Origin of the sequence: Streptosporangium sp. CA-135522 (assembly GCF_050949235.1) — a bacterium.
Classification (GTDB): domain Bacteria; phylum Actinomycetota; class Actinomycetes; order Streptosporangiales; family Streptosporangiaceae; genus Streptosporangium.
In genome coordinates this window covers 2,104,806-2,121,417 of record NZ_CP192026.1, presented here as the reverse complement: position 1 = coordinate 2,121,417, position 16,612 = coordinate 2,104,806, and the positions used below count along the sequence as shown (strand labels likewise).

Sequence of the window (16,612 nt, the reverse complement as noted above, 5' to 3'; positions counted from 1 at the left end):
CCATGGCGGCTGGGCTTGACACGCTCGGTTTCGGCGTGCTGGGCGTTCCGCGGCCGCCGGACACCACCGAGCTTGAGCGTCAGTTCGAGGTGCTGGAGTTGAAGGCGCGCTCGATGAGGTCACTCGGTGATGGCGGCGCTCGTGCGCATCGACTGGGCGGAGGAAACGCCGGTGCCGCCAATGACGCGCTGGACGAGCACGTATCGGGACTGTTTTCGCAGACCACCGCTCACACTCAGCATGCCTCGGTGGCGGCGAGCGTCTCACAGGTCGCCTGGACCGTGGTCAAGTGGGCGGGGGGACTGCTCGCCGGACTGGCCGGGATCGCGGGACTCGCCGCTCTCACCCCGCAGGGGCGGGCGATGCTGATGCTGCGGTTGCGACCGTTCGCTCAGCGGGTGCAGGGATGGATTCGGACCGCCATGCAGTCTGTCGGCCGGCTCTTCACCCGCCTGGCGAACCTACTGCGCGGAACGCCGGCCAGGACACAGGCCGGCAGGGAACTGCAGGCGCAACAGCGGCTGATGCCGGAACAATGGCGACGCGCCCCGGCGGCACACACCCAGACCGTGCACACCAAGGCCATACATGCCAGGATCTCGACGAACCTGGCCACCAAGAGCATGGGCCGGGCCGAGGAACATCTGCTCCGCGTCGAAGAACACCTGAACAACGCCAGAAGAACCGTCAACGCCAGGGTCGACGCCGCCTACGCCCGTGGGGAGATCGACGCCACCCAACAGGCATACCTCAAAGCAGGCCACGAGGGCTGGGCCAACCACCCTTATCTGGATGACATGGACAGGATCCACCTCCGCCAGCAGCTGGCGCGGTTGGAACGGGTCGAAGCGCAGCAGCTTGGCAGGCACACTGCCGAGCATCTGAGCGACGCGCAACGCCGGGTGAACGAGGCTCTCGACATCGCCAGGACGAACGGAGCGAATGCGTCCGACCTTCACACGCTGCAGCGCGAGCTGGGGGAGCTGGCCTTCCGCCGTTCCGAACTGGCCGACCGGGTGTCGACCACCCGCTTCGACCTCACCGGGACCACCCGCGTCAATTTCAACGACCCCTACGACTACACCGTCACCCCGACGGTGTATCCGGTCTGACGGCGATCCCTCAGGAACGCCCCCGGCGCCTTGGCCGCCGCCGCGCTTGATCAATGGATTGCGGTCCGGACGGGTCGCCGGGGCGCACCTACATCCAGCTGAGAGGCGATCCACGGACCGGCCCCTCAGAACCGATCCACGACCGGCCCATCAGAAGCGGTGTTCCCTCTCAAGGCCGGCACGCCGTTCTCCACCCGGCGGCCGGTAGACGTCACGGCGCTTCGCCCGCCCGCCCGCGAAACGCCGGGCACGGGGACCGGCCCGCGGCGGCGGGCGGTCCCCGGCGGGCGCAGCCGTACGGCGGGCTACTCGGCGGCGGCGAGCTGGCCGCAGGCGCCGTCGATCTCACGGCCCCGAGTGTCGCGGACGGTCACCGGAACGCCGTGGAACTCCAGGCGGCGGACGAAGGCCCGTTCGTCCTCGGGACGAGAGGCGGTCCACTTCGAACCCGGGGTCGGGTTGAGGGGGATCAGGTTGACATGGACCAGCTTGTTCTTGATGAGCTTGCCGAGCAGGTCGGCCCGCCACTCCTGGTCGTTGATGTCCTTGATCAAGGCGTACTCGATGGAGACCCGGCGCTTGGTCTTGGCCGCGTAGCTCCAGGCCGCGTCGAGGACCTCGGCGACCTTCCACCGGGTGTTGATCGGCACCAGGGTGTCACGCAGCTCGTCGTCGGGCGCGTGCAGCGACAGCGCCAGCGTCACCGGCAGCCCCTCGTCGGCGAGCTTGCCGATCGCCGGAACCAGGCCGACGGTGGAGACCGTGACTCCACGGGCGGAGATGCCCAGGCCGTCCGGTGCGGGCTCGACCATCCGGCGCACGGCGCCGATCACGGCCTTGTAGTTGGCCAGCGGCTCGCCCATGCCCATGAACACCACGTTGCTGACCCGCCCGGGACCACCGGGGACCTCGCCGGCGGCCAGGGCTCGCGCACCGGCGACGACCTGCTCGACGATCTCGGCGGTGGTCATGTTACGGGTCAGACCGGCCTGACCGGTGGCGCAGAACGGGCAGTTCATGCCACAGCCCGCCTGAGAGGACACGCACATGGTGGTGCGGTCGGTGTAACGCATGAGGACCGACTCGACCAGCGCGCCGTCGAACAGCCGCCACAGCGTCTTGCGGGTGGTGCCGCCGTCGGTCGTCATCTCCCGGACCGAGGTCAGCAGCTTGGGGAACAGCGCGGTGGCGAACTTCTCCCGCGCCGCGGCCGGCAGATCCGTCATGAGCTCGGTGTCGCCGTTGAGCTTCTCGAAGTAGTGGCGGGAGAGCTGGTCGGCGCGGAACGGCTTCTCCCCCAGCTCGGCGACCGCCGCCCGGCGCTCGGCCATGGTCAGGTCGGCCAGGTGGCGCGAGGGCTTCGCCCTGCGGGGCGCCACGAAGGTGAGCTGGCCGGGAGCGGGGTTCCCGGGCGGGCTGACAGTCGACAAGTCCAACGCCTTCTCTCGACAGTTACTCGAAGCGGTACTCGACTCTGATCTAGAGTCCGGAGGTATGGCGACAATCCGCCCCTCAGGCGAACGGGGAGACGGCGTCGAGGTCGTGCTCACCGACACCAATCCCTATGGGAGCCGCACCCTGGTGGTCGAACGCGACGAGGCTTCCTCGGTAGCTTACCTGTGCGGGACCGGAGGCACGGTGCACGGAGCGGTCTGGCTGGCCAACCACTGCCCGGCTCCGGCGGTGATCGACCTGGACCGCCTGAACTCCGAGCTCCCTCCGACGGTGCCCCGTGAGAACACCCGGCACCCCGACGGCAGGCCACCGCTGGGCGCGCTGCGACCGCTGTGGTTCGAGGAGGGCGACGGCGTCGCCCTGTACGAGAACGACGAACTGCTCGCGGTCATTCCTGGCTGGGCGGACATGAGCAGGGGCATGCCCGGATACTCCCGCGACGCGGTGGGCGAGTCGCCGTTCGCCTGGTCTCTGGAAGATGCCCGCGAGGCCCTCACTCCCCGGCTGGCCAAGGCCAGGGCCTACTGGGACTGGCGGGACGGCGACGGCGCCTGGGCTTCGTTCCAACAGTTCGTCATGGGTCATCTGGATCGGGCGATCGGAACGGCGGGCCGGTTCTGGGACGCCGGAGGTGATCGGTTGCCCACGGTCGGCATCACCGAACGGCCGCCGGAGCACGAGCGGGAGCACACGATCCTGTCCACGGTGGGCATGAGCTGCCAGCGGATGCCCACCGTGGAGCAGTACATCGACCGGCCGGACGCCTACGCCCGGGTGGAGCTCGCCGTCGCCACCTCCGGCGATGCACGGGAGGCGGCCAGGCTGTTCCTGTGGCTGGGGCAGTACCCGTGGCATTCGGTCACCTGGCTGGGACACGGCCACACCGCGAAGTGGTATCACCGGCCGGAGACGTTCCCGCTCGGCTCCGCCTACAGCGGCGTCATCATGCTGACCGGGCTGCCGGGCCTGCCGAACCTGTCGGGCTTCACCTTCGGCGGGGACGCGGTGCAGTGGCTCTGGCTGGTTCCGGTCACCGCCGAGGAGCTGCGCCTGGTCGCGGAGAGAGGCTATCGCTCGGTGCTCGGCCGCCTGTCGGCCGAACGGCTCACCCGGGCGGGGTGACCGTGCCGTCCAGCCGGGCCGGGTGACCGGCGAGGCTCGTGCGAGCGGTTCGCCCAAGCGGTTCGCCCAGGTGTTTCGTTCGAGCGGTTCGTTCGAGCGGTTCGCCCAGGCGGTTCGTTCGAGCGGTTTACCCGGGCGGTTCGCCCGAGCATCCGCGGGAGCGCTCAGGCGAGCAGGAGCAGCGCTCAGACCAGCAGGGTGAGCAGCGCCCAGATCGGGATCAGCGCGGCGACGAGAGAGTCGAGACGGTCCATCAAGCCACCGTGGCCGGGCAGCAGGCTCCCCATGTCCTTGACGCCGAGGTCCCGCTTGATCACCGATTCGACCAGGTCGCCGAGCGTGGCGAAGACCACCGCGACGGCGCCGATCAGCACGCCCTTCCAGACGGCGTCCTCCAGCAGCCACGCCACCAGCCAGCCGCCCACGGCCATGCACGCCAGCGCCGATCCGGCGAAGCCCTCCCAGGTCTTCTTCGGGCTGATCAACGGCGACATCTTGTGCTTGCCGAAGAGGATTCCTGCGAAATATCCACCGATGTCACTCGCGGCCGTGGTGGCGATGAAGACCACCACCCGGTCGGGACCGTCGAGCGGAGGCGCGAGCAGCAGCGCCACGAATCCGGCGAGCAGCGAAGGATAGACCGTGACCAGAATGGTCGCGGCGGTGTCGCGGACGTATCCCTCGGTCCCCCGGAACATCCGCCAGATCATCAGCAAGAGCACGGTCATGGCGAAGATCCCGACCAGCCACGCGGGCCCGCCGAAGTAGGCGCCGCCGATCATGGCGGTCATCCCGGCCAGGACCGGAACCATCGGGACGTTGACGTCCCTGGCCGCGAACGACTTGACCAGCTCCGTCACGCCGATGCCCACCGCCGCGATCACCACGGCCAGGAAGAGCACCTTGACAAAATAGAGGGAGCCGATGATCACAACTCCCAGCCCGGCGCCCACCGCGATCGCGACGGGAAGATTCCGGCCGGTACGGCTGCCGCCCGCCGCAGATTCCAAGGGGGTCCCACTCTCATACACAAAATCCTTGTCCCGCGCGGGCATCCCGCGCGAGACAAGGATCACGGGCTCAGACTTCGAGCAGCTCGGCTTCTTTGTGCTTGAGCAGCTCGTCGATCTTGGCTACGTGCTTCTGGGTGAGGTCGTCGAGCTCCTTCTCGGCGCGACGCACCTCGTCCTCGCCCGCCTCGCTGTCCTTGACCATCTTGTCGAGGGTCTCTTTGGCATTGCGACGGATGTTACGGATGGAGACCTTGGACTGCTCCGCCTTGTTCCGGGCGACCTTGATGTACTCCTTGCGGCGCTCCTCCGACAGCTCGGGGAAGGCCACGCGGATGACCTGACCGTCGTTGCCAGGATTGACACCGAGATCGGAGTTGCGGATCGCCTTCTCGATCGCGGCCATCGAACCCTTGTCGAAGGGCTGAATGATGACCATGCGAGCCTCGGGGACGTGGAACGAGGCCAGTTGCTGAATGGGAGTGGGCGTCCCGTAGTACTCAGCGCTGATCTTGTTGAACATCGACGGGGTGACCCGGCCCGTGCGGATGCCCGCGAAGTCGTCCTTCGCCACCGACACTGCCTTGTCCATCTTTTCCTCGGCTTCGAGGAGGGTATCGTCGATCACAGCGGCTCCCTGTCTTCTCGGTCACTCACCATTCCTTGCTCGCTTCGCGGTACGCGGCCGCACCGGAGGAGCTCCTCCAGCCCGGCACGTGTCGCGCACCACTCCGCTCGCTACGTCAGGCTCGCTCCCCGTCTCTTGGGTCGCTTACCTTCCTCACTCACTTCGCGGGACGCTCCTACGTCGCGCACCACTCCGCTCGCTACGTCAGGCTCGCTCCCCGTCTCTTGGGTCGCTTACCTTCCTCACTCACTTCGCGGGACGCTCCTACGTCGCGCACCACTCCGCTCGCTACGTCAGGCTCGCTCCCTATTTCCCTGCCGGACTCACCAGTGTGCCGATCTTCTCACCGTGCACCGCGCGCAGGATGTTGCCCTCGCCCATGAGGTCGAACACCACGATGGGCAGGCCGTTGTCCATGCACAGACTGATGGCGGTGGCGTCCATGACACCGAGACCGCGGGTCAGCACCTCACCATATTCGAGGTGGTCGAACCGGACGGCGTCGGGGTTCTTGCGGGGGTCGGCGTCGTAGACCCCGTCCACCTGGGTGCCCTTGAGAAGCGCCTCGGCGCCGATCTCCAGCGCGCGCTGCGCGGCGCAGGTGTCGGTGGAGAAGAACGGCGAACCGAGCCCGGCCCCGAAGATCACCACACGCCCCTTCTCCAGGTGACGGATGGCGCGGCGGGGCAGGAAGGGCTCGGCGACCTGCTGCATGGTGATGGCCGTCTGGACACGGGTCTCGATGCCGCGCTTCTCCAGGAAGTCCTGAAGGGCCAGGCAGTTGATCACCGTGCCGAGCATGCCCATGTAGTCGGCCCGGGCGCGGTCCATGCCACGCTCGGACAGGGCGGCGCCGCGGAACATGTTGCCTCCGCCGACCACGACCGCGACCTGCACACCCTTACGGACGGCCTCGGCGATCGAGTCGGCCAGGTGGCCGACGACGCCGGGGTCGATGCCCAGCGGCTCTCCGCCGGCGAACGCCTCGCCCGACAGTTTCAACATGACCCGCTTCCAGCGAAGCGGACCCGAATACGACGAAACCGCCGACGTAGCGGGTTCTGAGTTCTCCGACACGGCGACGGCCTCCTCGTTTAGTGCTCTGCTGCTGAGAGAAGCTGAGTTAAGACTAAGCCTGACCGACCTTGAAGCGGACAAAGGCCTCAACCTTGACGCCGTTCTCGTCGGCGAACTTCGCGATGGACTTCTTGTTGTCCTTCACGAAGGCCTGCTCCAGCAGGGTGAAGTCCTTGTACCAACCGTTGACGCGGCCGTCGACGATCTTGCCGATGGCGGCCTCCGGCTTGCCCTCCTCGCGGGTCATCTCCTCGAAGAGCGCGCGCTCCTTCTCGATGACGTCGGCGGGGACCGCCTCGGGGTTGAGGTACTTCGGGGCCATCGCGGCGGCGTGCTGCGCGATGTCCTTGGCCACCTGGGCGTTGGCGGCGTCGAGCTGCACCAGCACGCCGACCGTCGGCGGAAGCTGCGGGTCGGTCTTGTGCATGTAGGAGCCGACGAAACCGCCCTCGAGGACCGCGAAACGGCGGATCTCGATCTTCTCGCCGAGCGCGGCGTTGGCCTCGTCCAGGTGCTCCTTGACGCTCTTGCCGTCGAGGACGGACTCGAGCAGGGAGGGCACGTCGGCCGGCTTGGTGTCAAGGATGTGCGCGACGACCTGGGCGGCGAGCTCCTGGAAGCGCTCACCCTTGGCGACGAAGTCGGTCTCGCAGTTGAGCTCGAGCAGCGCGGCGGCGGAGTCGCCGGCCTGCTTCAGAGCGACCAGGCCGTTGGAGGCGGTGCGGGCCTCACGCTTACCGACGTCCTTGGCGCCCTTGAGGCGCAGGAGCTCGACGGCGCGGTCGAAGTCGCCCTCGGACTCCTCAAGAGCCTTCTTGCAGTCCATCATGCCGGCGGCGGTCAGCTCACGAAGCCGCTTGACGTCGGCCATGTTCACGGAAGCCATTGTCTTTTCCTCGCGGGGATCATCACTGATCTCAGAAGTCGGCATGAGATCAGGTGGCTGGGTGGGTCGGGCGGGTGCCCTCGCCTGAGGGCACCCACCCGGAAGGGTCTTGCGGTCGTACGGCGGAGCCGTACGGGAAGGGCCTAGGCCTGCTTGTCGGCGTCCTCGGCCTCGACGGTCTCGGCCTCGGCGTCGTTCTCGGCGACCGGAGCCTCCTCAGCCGGAACCTCGGCCTCGGCGGCGGCGGGAGCCTCCTCAGCCGGAACCTCCTCAGCCGGAGCCTCGGTGGCCGGAGCCTCGGCCTCGGCGGCCGGAGCGGCCTCGGCGCCGGCGAGCAGCTCCTGCTCCCACTCGGCCAGCGGCTCGGCGCCACCGGCGACGGCCGGCTTGTCGTCGCCACGGTTGGCGCCGGCGCGGGCCATGAGACCGGCGGCGACGGCGTCGGCGACGACGCGGGTCAGCAGGCCGACGGCGCGGATGGCGTCGTCGTTACCCGGAATCGGGTAGTCGACCTCGTCCGGGTCGCAGTTCGTGTCGAGGATCGCGACGACCGGGATGTTGAGCTTGCGAGCCTCGCTGATCCCGATGTGCTCCTTCTTGGTGTCGACGACCCACACCGCGCTGGGCACGCGGGACATGTCGCGGATACCGCCGAGGGTGCGCTCCAGCTTCTCCTTCTCACGACGGCGCATGAGGAGCTCCTTCTTCGTGAGCCCCGAGCCGGCCACGTTGTCGAAGTCGAGCTCCTCGAGCTCCTTCAGACGCTGAAGCCTCTTGTGCACGGTGGAGAAGTTGGTGAGCATGCCACCCAGCCAGCGCTGGTTGACATACGGCATGCCGACACGCGCCGCCTGCTCGGCGATGGCCTCCTGGGCCTGCTTCTTCGTGCCGATGAACATGATCGTGCCGCCGTGCGCGACGGTCTCCTTGACGAAGTCGTAGGCCCTGTCGATGAAGGCCAGCGACTTCTGCAGGTCGATGATGTAGATGCCGTTGCGCTCGGTGAAGATGAAGCGCTTCATCTTCGGGTTCCAGCGACGGGTCTGGTGACCGAAGTGAACGCCGCTCTCGAGCAGCTGTCGCATGGTGACGACGGGGGTGGACATGTGATTGTCCTCCAGGTCGGGGCGCCCGTCCGGGCGCTGATCTCGGTTGACGCGACAGCCCGCGGCTGTCGCCCTGATGCTCCGAACCGGCTCCAGCCGGGCTCTCACCCGGACCGAGGGGACGGTTCTTGACGGGGCATGCGAAGTCGGCCCGCCACTGACAGGCCATCGAAAAGTGTACCTGTAACCGGGCCGCGCCCTGACCTCAGCGCGTCAAGGGCGCTCTATCATTCCCGATCATTTGCGGAGGGATTCCCCGCCGCCGCCACCGCTTCCGATCATTCGCCGGGCGTCCCGTGCGGTCGCCGCTCGGCGCGCGGGAAGAGGCTCACCTGCGCCTCGGATATCCGGGCCCCGGACGGCGCCTGGGAGCGTTCCCGGACGGCGACGAGATAGGGGGACAACAACTCGTCGATCCGCTCGTTCAGGCGCCTGAGCTCCGCGGCGTCGACCAGCAGGACCATGCGGTTGAACACCGAGGCCTTCCGCCACTCGGGAGACTCGCGGTCGAAGTTGTCCAGCGCCCGGGTCACCTCCTCGGCCGCCTGAGCGCGCACGGCTTTGATCAGCAGATCCTTGGCCGCCCGGACCTCCGGCCGGTCGTCCGGCTCGGTGGTGATGGTCAGGCCCCCCGGCGTGGATCTCCACAGCCGCTCCCTGCCGTCGCCGCGAGCCGGCGCGTCCTCGGCGAAGCCGTACTTGGCGAGCATGCGCAGGTGGTAGCTGGCCGCGCTCGGCGTGACACCGACGACCTCGGCGACGTCGGTCGCGGTGGCCGGTCCCGTGGCCTGGAGCCGGTTCAGGATGGCGAGCCGCGCCGGATGCGCCAGCGCGCGCATCGCCGTGGGATCGCTGAGCGGCCTGCGTGCCTCGGTCATGTGCAAACCGTACCCATTCCAGACCTGAAGGATTGCCTTCACAATTATGAAGGGTTATCTTCACAGTTGTGAAGCATTCCCTTCAGAAAGCGCTGTGATCCCCGTGTTCCAGCCCATCCCCCTGCGCGAACAGCGTGACTACCGGCTGCTGCTGTCCGCCCGCGCCGTCTCCGAGACCGGCACCGAGGTCTCCCGGCTGGCCGTGCCGCTGACCGCCGCCACCCTGTTGGGCGCCTCCCCCGCCCAGATGGGCGTGCTCGCCGCGGCCACCTCACTGCCCTATCTGCTGATCGGACTGCAAGCGGGGGCGGTCGCCGACCGGCTGAGGCGGCACCGGCCGGTCATGGTCGCCTGCGAGGTGGTCTCCGCTCTCGCCATGGCCACGATCCCGCCGGCCTGGATCTCCGGGCTGCTGACCGTGCCATGGCTGATCGCGGTGGCACTCGTCGTCGGCACCTGCGCGGTGGTCTTTCGTGCTATGAACTTCCCGCACATGGTCGCGGTGGTCGACGAGAGCCAGCGGACCGAGGCGCTCGCCGGCTTCCAGTCGGCCTACTCCCTGGCCACCGTCGGCGGTCCGGGACTGGCGGGAGCACTCGTCCAGACGATCACGGCGCCGTTCGCGATCCTGGTCAACGCGGTGACGTTCCTGGCCTCGGCGTTCCTGATCCGGGCGATCAAGGCACCGGAGACCCACGCCCCCGCTCCGCCTCGGGGCATGTGGGCCGAGATCCGTGAGGGCCTGCGCGGCGTGACCGGGCACCCGACGCTCCGCGCGCTCTGCGGCTGCGCGGTCACGATCAACGCCTTCGGCTCCGCCTACATGGCGTTGTTCGTGATCTACTCCCTCACCGTGCTCGCCCTGCCCGCCGCGCTGGTCGGCGCGCTCACCGCCGTCAGCGGCGTGGGCGGCCTGCTCGGCGCGGCGCTCACCCCGCGCCTGGCCAGGCGGTTCGGCGAGAACCGGATGCTGGTCCACTCGGTGCTGCTCCTCCCGCTCGACTTCGTGACCGCGGCACTCGCCTCCGGCCCGGTGTGGGCGAAGTTCCTGCTCATGGCCGGCAGCGCGCTGATCACCGGCGTGGTCATCGTGTCCTTCTCCGTCTGCTTCGGCGCCGTCGCCCTCCGCGAGAGCCCCACCGGCCTCCGCGGCCGGATCAACGCCACGATGACCTTCATGATGCAGGGGGCCCTCGCCCTGGGCGGCCTCGCCGGAGGCCTGCTCGGCGAGCTCCTGGGGCTGCGGCCGGTGCTGTGGGTCTGCGCGGCCGGGGTGCTGCTCACGATCCCGTGGATCTGGCTCTCCCCGCTCCGCCTCGCCGGCGCACCGCCAGCACGATGACCCCGGCGGCCAGCCAGAGCAGGCCCACGAGCTTGGCCGGCGAACCGGCCAGGACGATGATCCAGATCGCCACCAGTGCGCCGGCGACCGGCACCAGCAGGTGGCGCAGCAGGTCCCGGCTTCCCTTCCTGATCCTGAAATACCCGATCACGGACGCGTGCAGCATCGTGAACGCCGCCAGCGCCCCGATGTCCACGACAGAGACCAGGACGTCGAGGCCGTCATCACGGCTCGCCGCCCAGACGGAGACCACCAGCGTCACCACTCCGGCGCTGAGCAGGGCCGCCCGGGGCGTCCCCGACCGGGGATCGACCGACGACAGCGGACGGGGCAGCCCGCCGCCTCTGGCCATGCCGTACAGCAGCCGCCCGGCGGCCGCCACCGCGGCCATCGCGGCGAACGCCGGGCCCACCGCTTTGGCGATCTTCATCAGGGTGGCCAGCCAGGGCGAGACCGACGCGTTGGTCACGTCGTAGAAGGCGGTGCCCTGCGCGGCCGGGTGCGCGGCCAGATCCGCCGGAGGCACCGGGTCCAGCACCCCGGCGAGGTAGGTCTGGAGCACGAACAGCGCCCCCGCCGCCCCCAGGCAGAGCAGCACCGCCCTGCCCACCTGCCGGGAGTCGCCGGTCGTCTCCTCGGCGAAGGAGGCGATGGCGTCGAAGCCGAGGAACGACAGGACGGCCACCGACACGGCTCCGATCACCGCGGCCGTCGTGATCCCCCCGACCCCGGTGAACGGCGACAGCCAGGGCCTGGCCGGTCCCGTGGCGATCAGCACGGCCACCGCCATGACCACGAACACGGCCAACACCACGATCTCGGCCAGGAGCACGACCAGACCCACCCTGGCGGCCAGCCGTACTCCCGAAACGTTCAGCGCCGTGGTCACCACGAAGGCCAACGCCGTGAAGGCCCAGGCGGGAACGGCAGGGAAGAGCGCGTGCAGCGCGATCCCGGAGAACAGGTAGGCCACGCTGGGAATGAGCAGGTAGTCCAGCATCACCAGCCAGCCGGCCAGGAACCCGGCACCGCGGCCCAGCCCCGCCGACGCGTAGGCGAACACCGATCCCGCCTCCGGCACCACCCGCGACATCTGGGCGTAGGAGACGGCGGTGAAGGCCATGGCGACCGTGGCGATGACGTAGACGAGCGCCACCGCGCCACCGCTCTTGGCGTCGAGCACCCCGAACACGCCCACCGGAGCCAGCGGCCCGATGAACAGCAGCCCGTAGACGACCAGGTCCCGGGCTGAGAGCGTACGGCGAAGCGCGAACTGTTCTTGCACGTCGTGTTTTTCCACGTCGCCCCCTCGTTCGAGGCTACGAGGAAGCACCTGCCCGGCAGAAGGGCGGGGCTCCCGACCGCCCGTCTCGTCCCTGGAGAGTCTCGTCCTGGAGAGGAGTCCGTTCAGAGACATGCGGCCCGGTGGCCCGGTCCCCCGGCGCCCCGGTGTCCCGGTGTCCCGGTGTCCCGGTGTCCCGGTGTCCCGGTATCCACAGCACCCGAGTGCCCATCCACAGAATCCCGCTCGGCGCGCTCCGCCCCACCGTGGATCTCTCATCCTCAGGGCGTGAACTTCCTTCGCGCTCTCGCGGGACGAACCTCGCCGTTCGCCCTTCCGCCCACGCCGCCCCCCGCCCTGCCGCTCATCCTGCTTCCCGCCCTGCTGTCAGTGCTGCTGACCGCCCTGCCGCCCGTGTTGCCGCATGTCGCGCCGGGCGCCGCAGGCGCGCACAGCCTGATCAGCCGCAGCGATCAGCACCGCCAGAGCGACCGGCGCCATCCGAGCGGACGGATCGGCCAGAGGGGGCGGATCGGCCAGAGAGGGCAGGGACCCGGCGGGGTCGATCAGAACGGCCGGGACAGGACGTCGGAGCCCTCACCCCGCTGGGGTTGGCCACTCACCGGATCACCTCACGTGCTCCGTGGCTTCGCACCCCCGACCCACCCATGGCTGGCCGGGCATCGCGGAGTCGACCTCGCCGCCGCACCCGGCGCCCAGGTCCACGCGGCTGGAGCCGGGACGGTCGGTTACGCGGGACCGCTCGCTGATCGAGGGGTGGTGACCGTCCTGCACGCCGACGGCCTGCGCACGACCTATCTTCCTGTCCAACCGTCGGTACGGCGCGGCCAGACCGTGGACCGGGGCGAGGTGATCGGCATCGTCCAGGACGTTCCCGGGCACTGCCCGGCCGCCTGCCTGCACTGGGGCCTGCTCCGCGAGCGTCTCTACCTCGACCCGCTCCTCCTGGTGGGCCATGGCCAGGTCCGTCTCCTTCCTCGCTGGCCCGCCCGCCAAGAGCACACCGGCCCTCCGGAGGGTCGGTCCGCCACCGCTCGCGAGGGCCTCGGATAAGTGGGAATCGCCCTCACCGGCCGGGAGGTCTGTCGGGTCGCAGACGCCAACCGCGTGGGACGCGCTCGACGTATCCGGCGGCGGCCAAGCCGCCGAGGCAGGACAGCACGGTCTCCAGGTCGACACCCGCGGCCACCGCTATCGTCGCCGGACCCGCCCCGGTCCGGGCGGGGACCGCCTCAAGCACGCTGCGGGTCTCGGGGTTCAGTCGGTCACGCGGCAACACCGGGCCGCGTGGTTCGGGGGCCAGGTCGCCGCCCATCGCACCGACGAGCTCGATCATCTCCTCGGGACCGGTCACGCAGGTGGCCTTTCCCTGACGGATCAGGCGGTGACACCCGATCGAGGTTTCCGAGGTCACCGGGCCCGGCACGGCGGCCAGGTGGCGGTTCAGCGAGACCGCGTGCCCCGCGGTGTTGAGCGCCCCGCTGCGCACGGCCGCCTCGATCACCACGGTGCCCCGCGACAGCGCGGCGATGAGCCGGTTGCGGACGAGAAAACGCGGCCGGGTGGGGTGAGAGCCCATCGGGCACTCGCTCACCAGCACGCCCTGGGCACGCACGGCGGCGAACAGCGAATGGTGCGCGCTGGGGTAGGTGACGTCGGCACCGCAGGCGAGCACCGCGACGGTCGGCGCCCGGCCCGCGAGGGCACCGCGGTGAACGGCCCCGTCGATGCCGTAGGCGCCACCTGACACGACGGTCCAGTCCCGCTCGCTCAGCCCGGCGCCGAACTCCGCCGCGACGTGCGTGCCGTACGGCGTGGCCGCCCGGGAGCCGACGACAGCGACGGATCGCAGGCAGGAGAAGCGCAGGTCGGCCTCGCCCAGGAGCCAAAGAGCGTGAGGACGGCACTCGCCCAGGTCGTCGAGCTGGGTTGGCCACTCGCAGTCGCCGGGCACCACCAGCCGGCCTCCGCTGCGCTCGCCCTCGGCCAGATCGCGGATGGGATCGGCCGCCTCCAGCCGTGCCGCCCAGGAAGCGAACATCCGCTCGAGCCTGGCCGTGAGCCGCTCCCGCTGGGGGACGGCCGATCCCCGGCGGTGGGACTCGGCGAACCACCGGGCGAACTCCGGATCCGGGCGCCCCGCGCGGATCTGCCCGACGGCTGCCTGCGGGCCGCGGGAGGCGACGAGCCTGCCCATCACCGCGTCACCGGGCTCGGCCAACCGCATCAACGTGACTCGCGCGAGCCGGTCGTTCACCGTTCCTCCCCCAACCACAGCCCGAGTGCGGCGTTGGTCTCTCCGACGTCGGGTCCGTCCTTGCCTGCCAGGTCGGCCAGGGTCCAGGCCACCCTGAGCACCCGGTCGAGCCCCCGTGCGCTCAGCTCGCCGCTGTCCAGGCAGCGGAGCAGCGGCGACATCGCCTTCGGCGGCGGACGGTATTCGGCGTGCAGCGCACGGGTGGGCATCTCCGCGTTGCATCGCCAGGGCCGGCCGGCGAACCGCTTGGCGGCATGTTCACGAGCGGTGAGCACCCGCTCGGCCACCACCCGGCTCGGCTCGATGAAGCGGCGATCGGCCAGGAGCTCACGCCGGGTCGAACGGTAGAGGGTGACCTTGACGTCGATGCGGTCGAGCAGTGGGCCGGAGAGCCTGGCCAGGTAGCGGCGGCGGACCGCCGGGCTGCACCGGCAGGGGTCCTCGGGACTGGACGGCCGCGCACACGGGCACTGGTTGGCCGCCAGGACCAGCATGAACCGGGCGGGGAACGTGACCGAACCCAGCGCCCGGGAGACGGTCACCCGGCCCGATTCGAGCGGCTGTCTGAGCGAGTCGAGAACGGTCGCCGGATATTCCGGAGCCTCGTCCAGGAACAGGACTCCCCGGTGGGCGAGTGACACCGCGCCCGGGCGGATCGCCCCACTGCCACCGCCGATGACGGCCGCGACGGTCGTGGTGTGGTGCGGCGCCACGAACGGCGCACGGGTCAGCAGCGGGTGGTCCGCGGGCAGCACCCCGGCGACGGAGTGGATCGCGGTCACCTCAAGCGCCTCCTCGCGCCGCAGCGGCGGCAGGAGGGTGGGCAGCCGCTCGGCGAGCATCGTCTTGCCGGTGCCCGGCTGTCCCAGCATCCAGAGGTTGTGGCCTCCGGCGGCGCAGACCTCGAGCGCGCGGCGGGCGAAGGGCTGCCCGGCCACGTCCCCCAGGTCGGGGGCGGCCTCCCCCCGGTCGTCCGGGGGCGGCGACCACGAGCCGGAACCGGACGCCTCGGAGGTCGGAGCTCCCTCGGCCATGGGCACGTCGACCGGGTCGTCACTGCGCAGCCAGCTCACCAGCTCGCCCAGGGTCGCGGCGGGGATCACGGTCACGTCTGGCACCAACCCGGCCTCGGCGGCGTTGCGCGCGGGGACCACGACGGTGCGGGCACCGGCTCCGGCCGCGGCCAGCACGGCGGGAAGCACGCCCCGGACCGCCCTCACCGAGCCGTCGAGGCCGAGCTCGCCCAGGAAGAACAGGGCGGCGACCCTGTCGCGGGGCACGGCCCCGGCCGCGGCGAGCAGGGCCACGGCGATCGCCAGATCGAAGACGCTTCCACGCTTGGGCAGGCTGGCGGGAAACAGGCTGACGGTGATCCGCGCGTCGGGCCAGCCGTAGCGGCTGTTGACCACGGCCGAGCGGACCCGATCCCGCGCCTCGCTCAGCGCGGTGTCCAGCATGCCGATGAGATGCAGACCGGCCATGCCGGCGCCGACGTCGGCCTCGACATCGACGAGGTGTCCGGTCACCCCGACCAGCGCGATGCAGCGAGTGCGTGCGACGGCCACTCACGTCACCCCCGGAGCGGGGCGGGTGATCCAGAACGGTCCAGGAGGCATCTAGCACACTCCCCGCTCATGGCGGATGACGAGATCGCCGGCGAACCGCTCCAGGGCGATGACGTCGATGCGGACCGAGTCGAACCGCTCACGCTGCGCGGCCAGCCATCTGGCCGAGAGCCGGCGCAGACGGGAGAGCTTCACCTCGGTCACCGCCTCGAAGGCGCTCCCGTGGGCGCGGCTGGAGCGGGTCTTCACCTCCACCACGACGAGTGCCCGCCCCTCACGGGCGACCACGTCGATCTCTCCGTCCGGGCATCGCCAGTTGCGATCCAGGATCTGCATGCCGTGCGCCAGCAGATAGTCGACGGCGACCTGCTCGCCGTGTCTGCCGAGCTCGTCCTTCGCGGCCATGGAACCACCTCCGGTTCCAGACCTTCGCCCAGCCCACCCCCGTCAGAAGAAGCCGAACCCGATTCTGTGGATGATCAGGCGGACGCGATCCGCTCCTGTGGAGAACGGCTCAGTTCGAGAAGCCCTCCTTGGGCATCTCAAGGTCGGGCTTGGCCAGCTCCTCGACGTTGACATCCTTGAAGGTGACCACGCGGACGTTCTTCACGAACCTCGCCGGACGGTACATGTCCCAGACCCAGGCGTCCTGCATCTTCACGTCGAAGAACACATCACCGTTCTCGGCCGTCCTGACGTCAAGGTCGACGGAGTTGGTCAGGTAGAAGCGCCGTTCGGTCTCGACGACATAGCTGAACAACCCGACGACGTCGCGGTACTCACGGTAAAGCTGCAGCTCCATCTCGGTTTCGTACTTCTCGAGATCCTCTGCGCTCATACCGGTCCTCCTGTTGCACGCCTTTCCGGCCCA

Annotated in this window: 16 protein-coding genes; 4 read left to right on the top strand and 12 right to left on the bottom strand. The window is 69.7% G+C overall.

All coding sequences use genetic code 11. The annotated features are described in order from the left end of the window. Nucleotides 1-2: 2 nt before the first annotated feature. Nucleotides 3-1,112 (top strand): hypothetical protein, encoded by a 1,110-nt coding sequence (locus ACQPYK_RS10235; RefSeq protein ID WP_433253506.1) that lies wholly within the window; start codon nucleotides 3-5, stop codon nucleotides 1,110-1,112. Between the two features lie 305 nt (nucleotides 1,113-1,417). Here ACQPYK_RS10235 and rlmN read toward each other — a convergent pair whose 3' ends face one another. Next, entirely contained in the window at nucleotides 1,418-2,542 is a 1,125-nt protein-coding gene (gene rlmN / locus ACQPYK_RS10230) for a 23S rRNA (adenine(2503)-C(2))-methyltransferase RlmN (protein ID WP_433253504.1), read from the bottom strand. 64 nt (nucleotides 2,543-2,606) lie between these two features. Here rlmN and ACQPYK_RS10225 point away from each other — a divergent pair, with 64 nt between their 5' ends. Beyond that, a complete protein-coding gene (locus tag ACQPYK_RS10225) occupies nucleotides 2,607-3,689 on the top strand; it encodes a suppressor of fused domain protein (RefSeq protein WP_433253502.1) in 1,083 nt (360 codons plus the stop codon). 185 nt (nucleotides 3,690-3,874) lie between these two features. On the opposite strand, the gene ACQPYK_RS10220 is transcribed toward ACQPYK_RS10225, so the two are convergent. From ACQPYK_RS10220 to ACQPYK_RS10195, 6 genes are all read right to left on the bottom strand, one after another. Then, entirely contained in the window at nucleotides 3,875-4,699 is an 825-nt protein-coding gene (locus tag ACQPYK_RS10220) for a phosphatidate cytidylyltransferase (protein ID WP_433253500.1), read from the bottom strand. Between the two features lie 70 nt (nucleotides 4,700-4,769). Further along, nucleotides 4,770-5,327 carry a ribosome recycling factor gene (frr, locus tag ACQPYK_RS10215; protein WP_433253498.1) on the bottom strand — a complete coding sequence of 186 codons (558 nt, stop codon included), beginning with the start codon at nucleotides 5,325-5,327 and terminating at the stop codon, nucleotides 4,770-4,772. 306 nt (nucleotides 5,328-5,633) lie between these two features. Beyond that, nucleotides 5,634-6,332, bottom strand: coding sequence for a UMP kinase (gene pyrH, locus ACQPYK_RS10210; protein ID WP_433253496.1), 699 nt, complete (start codon nucleotides 6,330-6,332; stop codon nucleotides 5,634-5,636). Nucleotides 6,333-6,456: 124 nt separating this feature from the next. Then, nucleotides 6,457-7,290, bottom strand: coding sequence for a translation elongation factor Ts (gene tsf, locus ACQPYK_RS10205; protein WP_433253494.1), 834 nt, complete (start codon nucleotides 7,288-7,290; stop codon nucleotides 6,457-6,459). A 143-nt stretch (nucleotides 7,291-7,433) separates the two neighbouring features. Continuing rightward, a complete protein-coding gene (gene rpsB / locus ACQPYK_RS10200; RefSeq protein WP_433253492.1) occupies nucleotides 7,434-8,396 on the bottom strand; it encodes a 30S ribosomal protein S2 in 963 nt (320 codons plus the stop codon). Nucleotides 8,397-8,674: 278 nt separating this feature from the next. Further along, nucleotides 8,675-9,274, bottom strand: coding sequence for an ArsR/SmtB family transcription factor (locus ACQPYK_RS10195; RefSeq protein ID WP_433253490.1), 600 nt, complete (start codon nucleotides 9,272-9,274; stop codon nucleotides 8,675-8,677). A 94-nt stretch (nucleotides 9,275-9,368) separates the two neighbouring features. Here ACQPYK_RS10195 and ACQPYK_RS10190 point away from each other — a divergent pair, with 94 nt between their 5' ends. Continuing rightward, nucleotides 9,369-10,616 carry an MFS transporter gene (locus tag ACQPYK_RS10190; RefSeq protein ID WP_433253488.1) on the top strand — a complete coding sequence of 416 codons (1,248 nt, stop codon included), beginning with the start codon at nucleotides 9,369-9,371 and terminating at the stop codon, nucleotides 10,614-10,616. On the opposite strand, the gene ACQPYK_RS10185 is transcribed toward ACQPYK_RS10190, so the two are convergent. Continuing rightward, nucleotides 10,555-11,916 carry an APC family permease gene (locus ACQPYK_RS10185; protein WP_433253486.1) on the bottom strand — a complete coding sequence of 454 codons (1,362 nt, stop codon included), beginning with the start codon at nucleotides 11,914-11,916 and terminating at the stop codon, nucleotides 10,555-10,557. The two genes, ACQPYK_RS10190 and ACQPYK_RS10185, sit on opposite strands and share 62 nt — an antisense overlap. A 270-nt stretch (nucleotides 11,917-12,186) precedes the next feature. Here ACQPYK_RS10185 and ACQPYK_RS10180 point away from each other — a divergent pair, with 270 nt between their 5' ends. Continuing rightward, nucleotides 12,187-12,972: a murein hydrolase activator EnvC family protein gene (locus ACQPYK_RS10180; RefSeq protein WP_433253484.1), complete on the top strand. Its 786-nt coding sequence runs from the start codon at nucleotides 12,187-12,189 to the stop codon at nucleotides 12,970-12,972. A 13-nt stretch (nucleotides 12,973-12,985) separates the two neighbouring features. Here the strand turns inward: ACQPYK_RS10180 and dprA are convergent, their stop codons facing one another. From dprA to ACQPYK_RS10160, 4 genes are all read right to left on the bottom strand, one after another. After that, the gene (dprA, locus tag ACQPYK_RS10175) at nucleotides 12,986-14,176 is read right to left on the bottom strand and encodes a DNA-processing protein DprA (RefSeq protein ID WP_433253482.1); all 1,191 of its coding nucleotides are present in this window, start codon (nucleotides 14,174-14,176) and stop codon (nucleotides 12,986-12,988) included. Then, nucleotides 14,173-15,741, bottom strand: coding sequence for a YifB family Mg chelatase-like AAA ATPase (locus ACQPYK_RS10170; protein ID WP_433253480.1), 1,569 nt, complete (start codon nucleotides 15,739-15,741; stop codon nucleotides 14,173-14,175). Before ACQPYK_RS10170 ends, dprA begins: the two co-directional genes overlap by 4 nt. Before the next feature lie 51 nt (nucleotides 15,742-15,792). Further along, entirely contained in the window at nucleotides 15,793-16,146 is a 354-nt protein-coding gene (locus ACQPYK_RS10165; protein ID WP_433253478.1) for a YraN family protein, read from the bottom strand. Between the two features lie 109 nt (nucleotides 16,147-16,255). Further along, a complete protein-coding gene (locus tag ACQPYK_RS10160; RefSeq protein ID WP_433253476.1) occupies nucleotides 16,256-16,579 on the bottom strand; it encodes a DUF2469 domain-containing protein in 324 nt (107 codons plus the stop codon). Nucleotides 16,580-16,612: the final 33 nt, after the last annotated feature.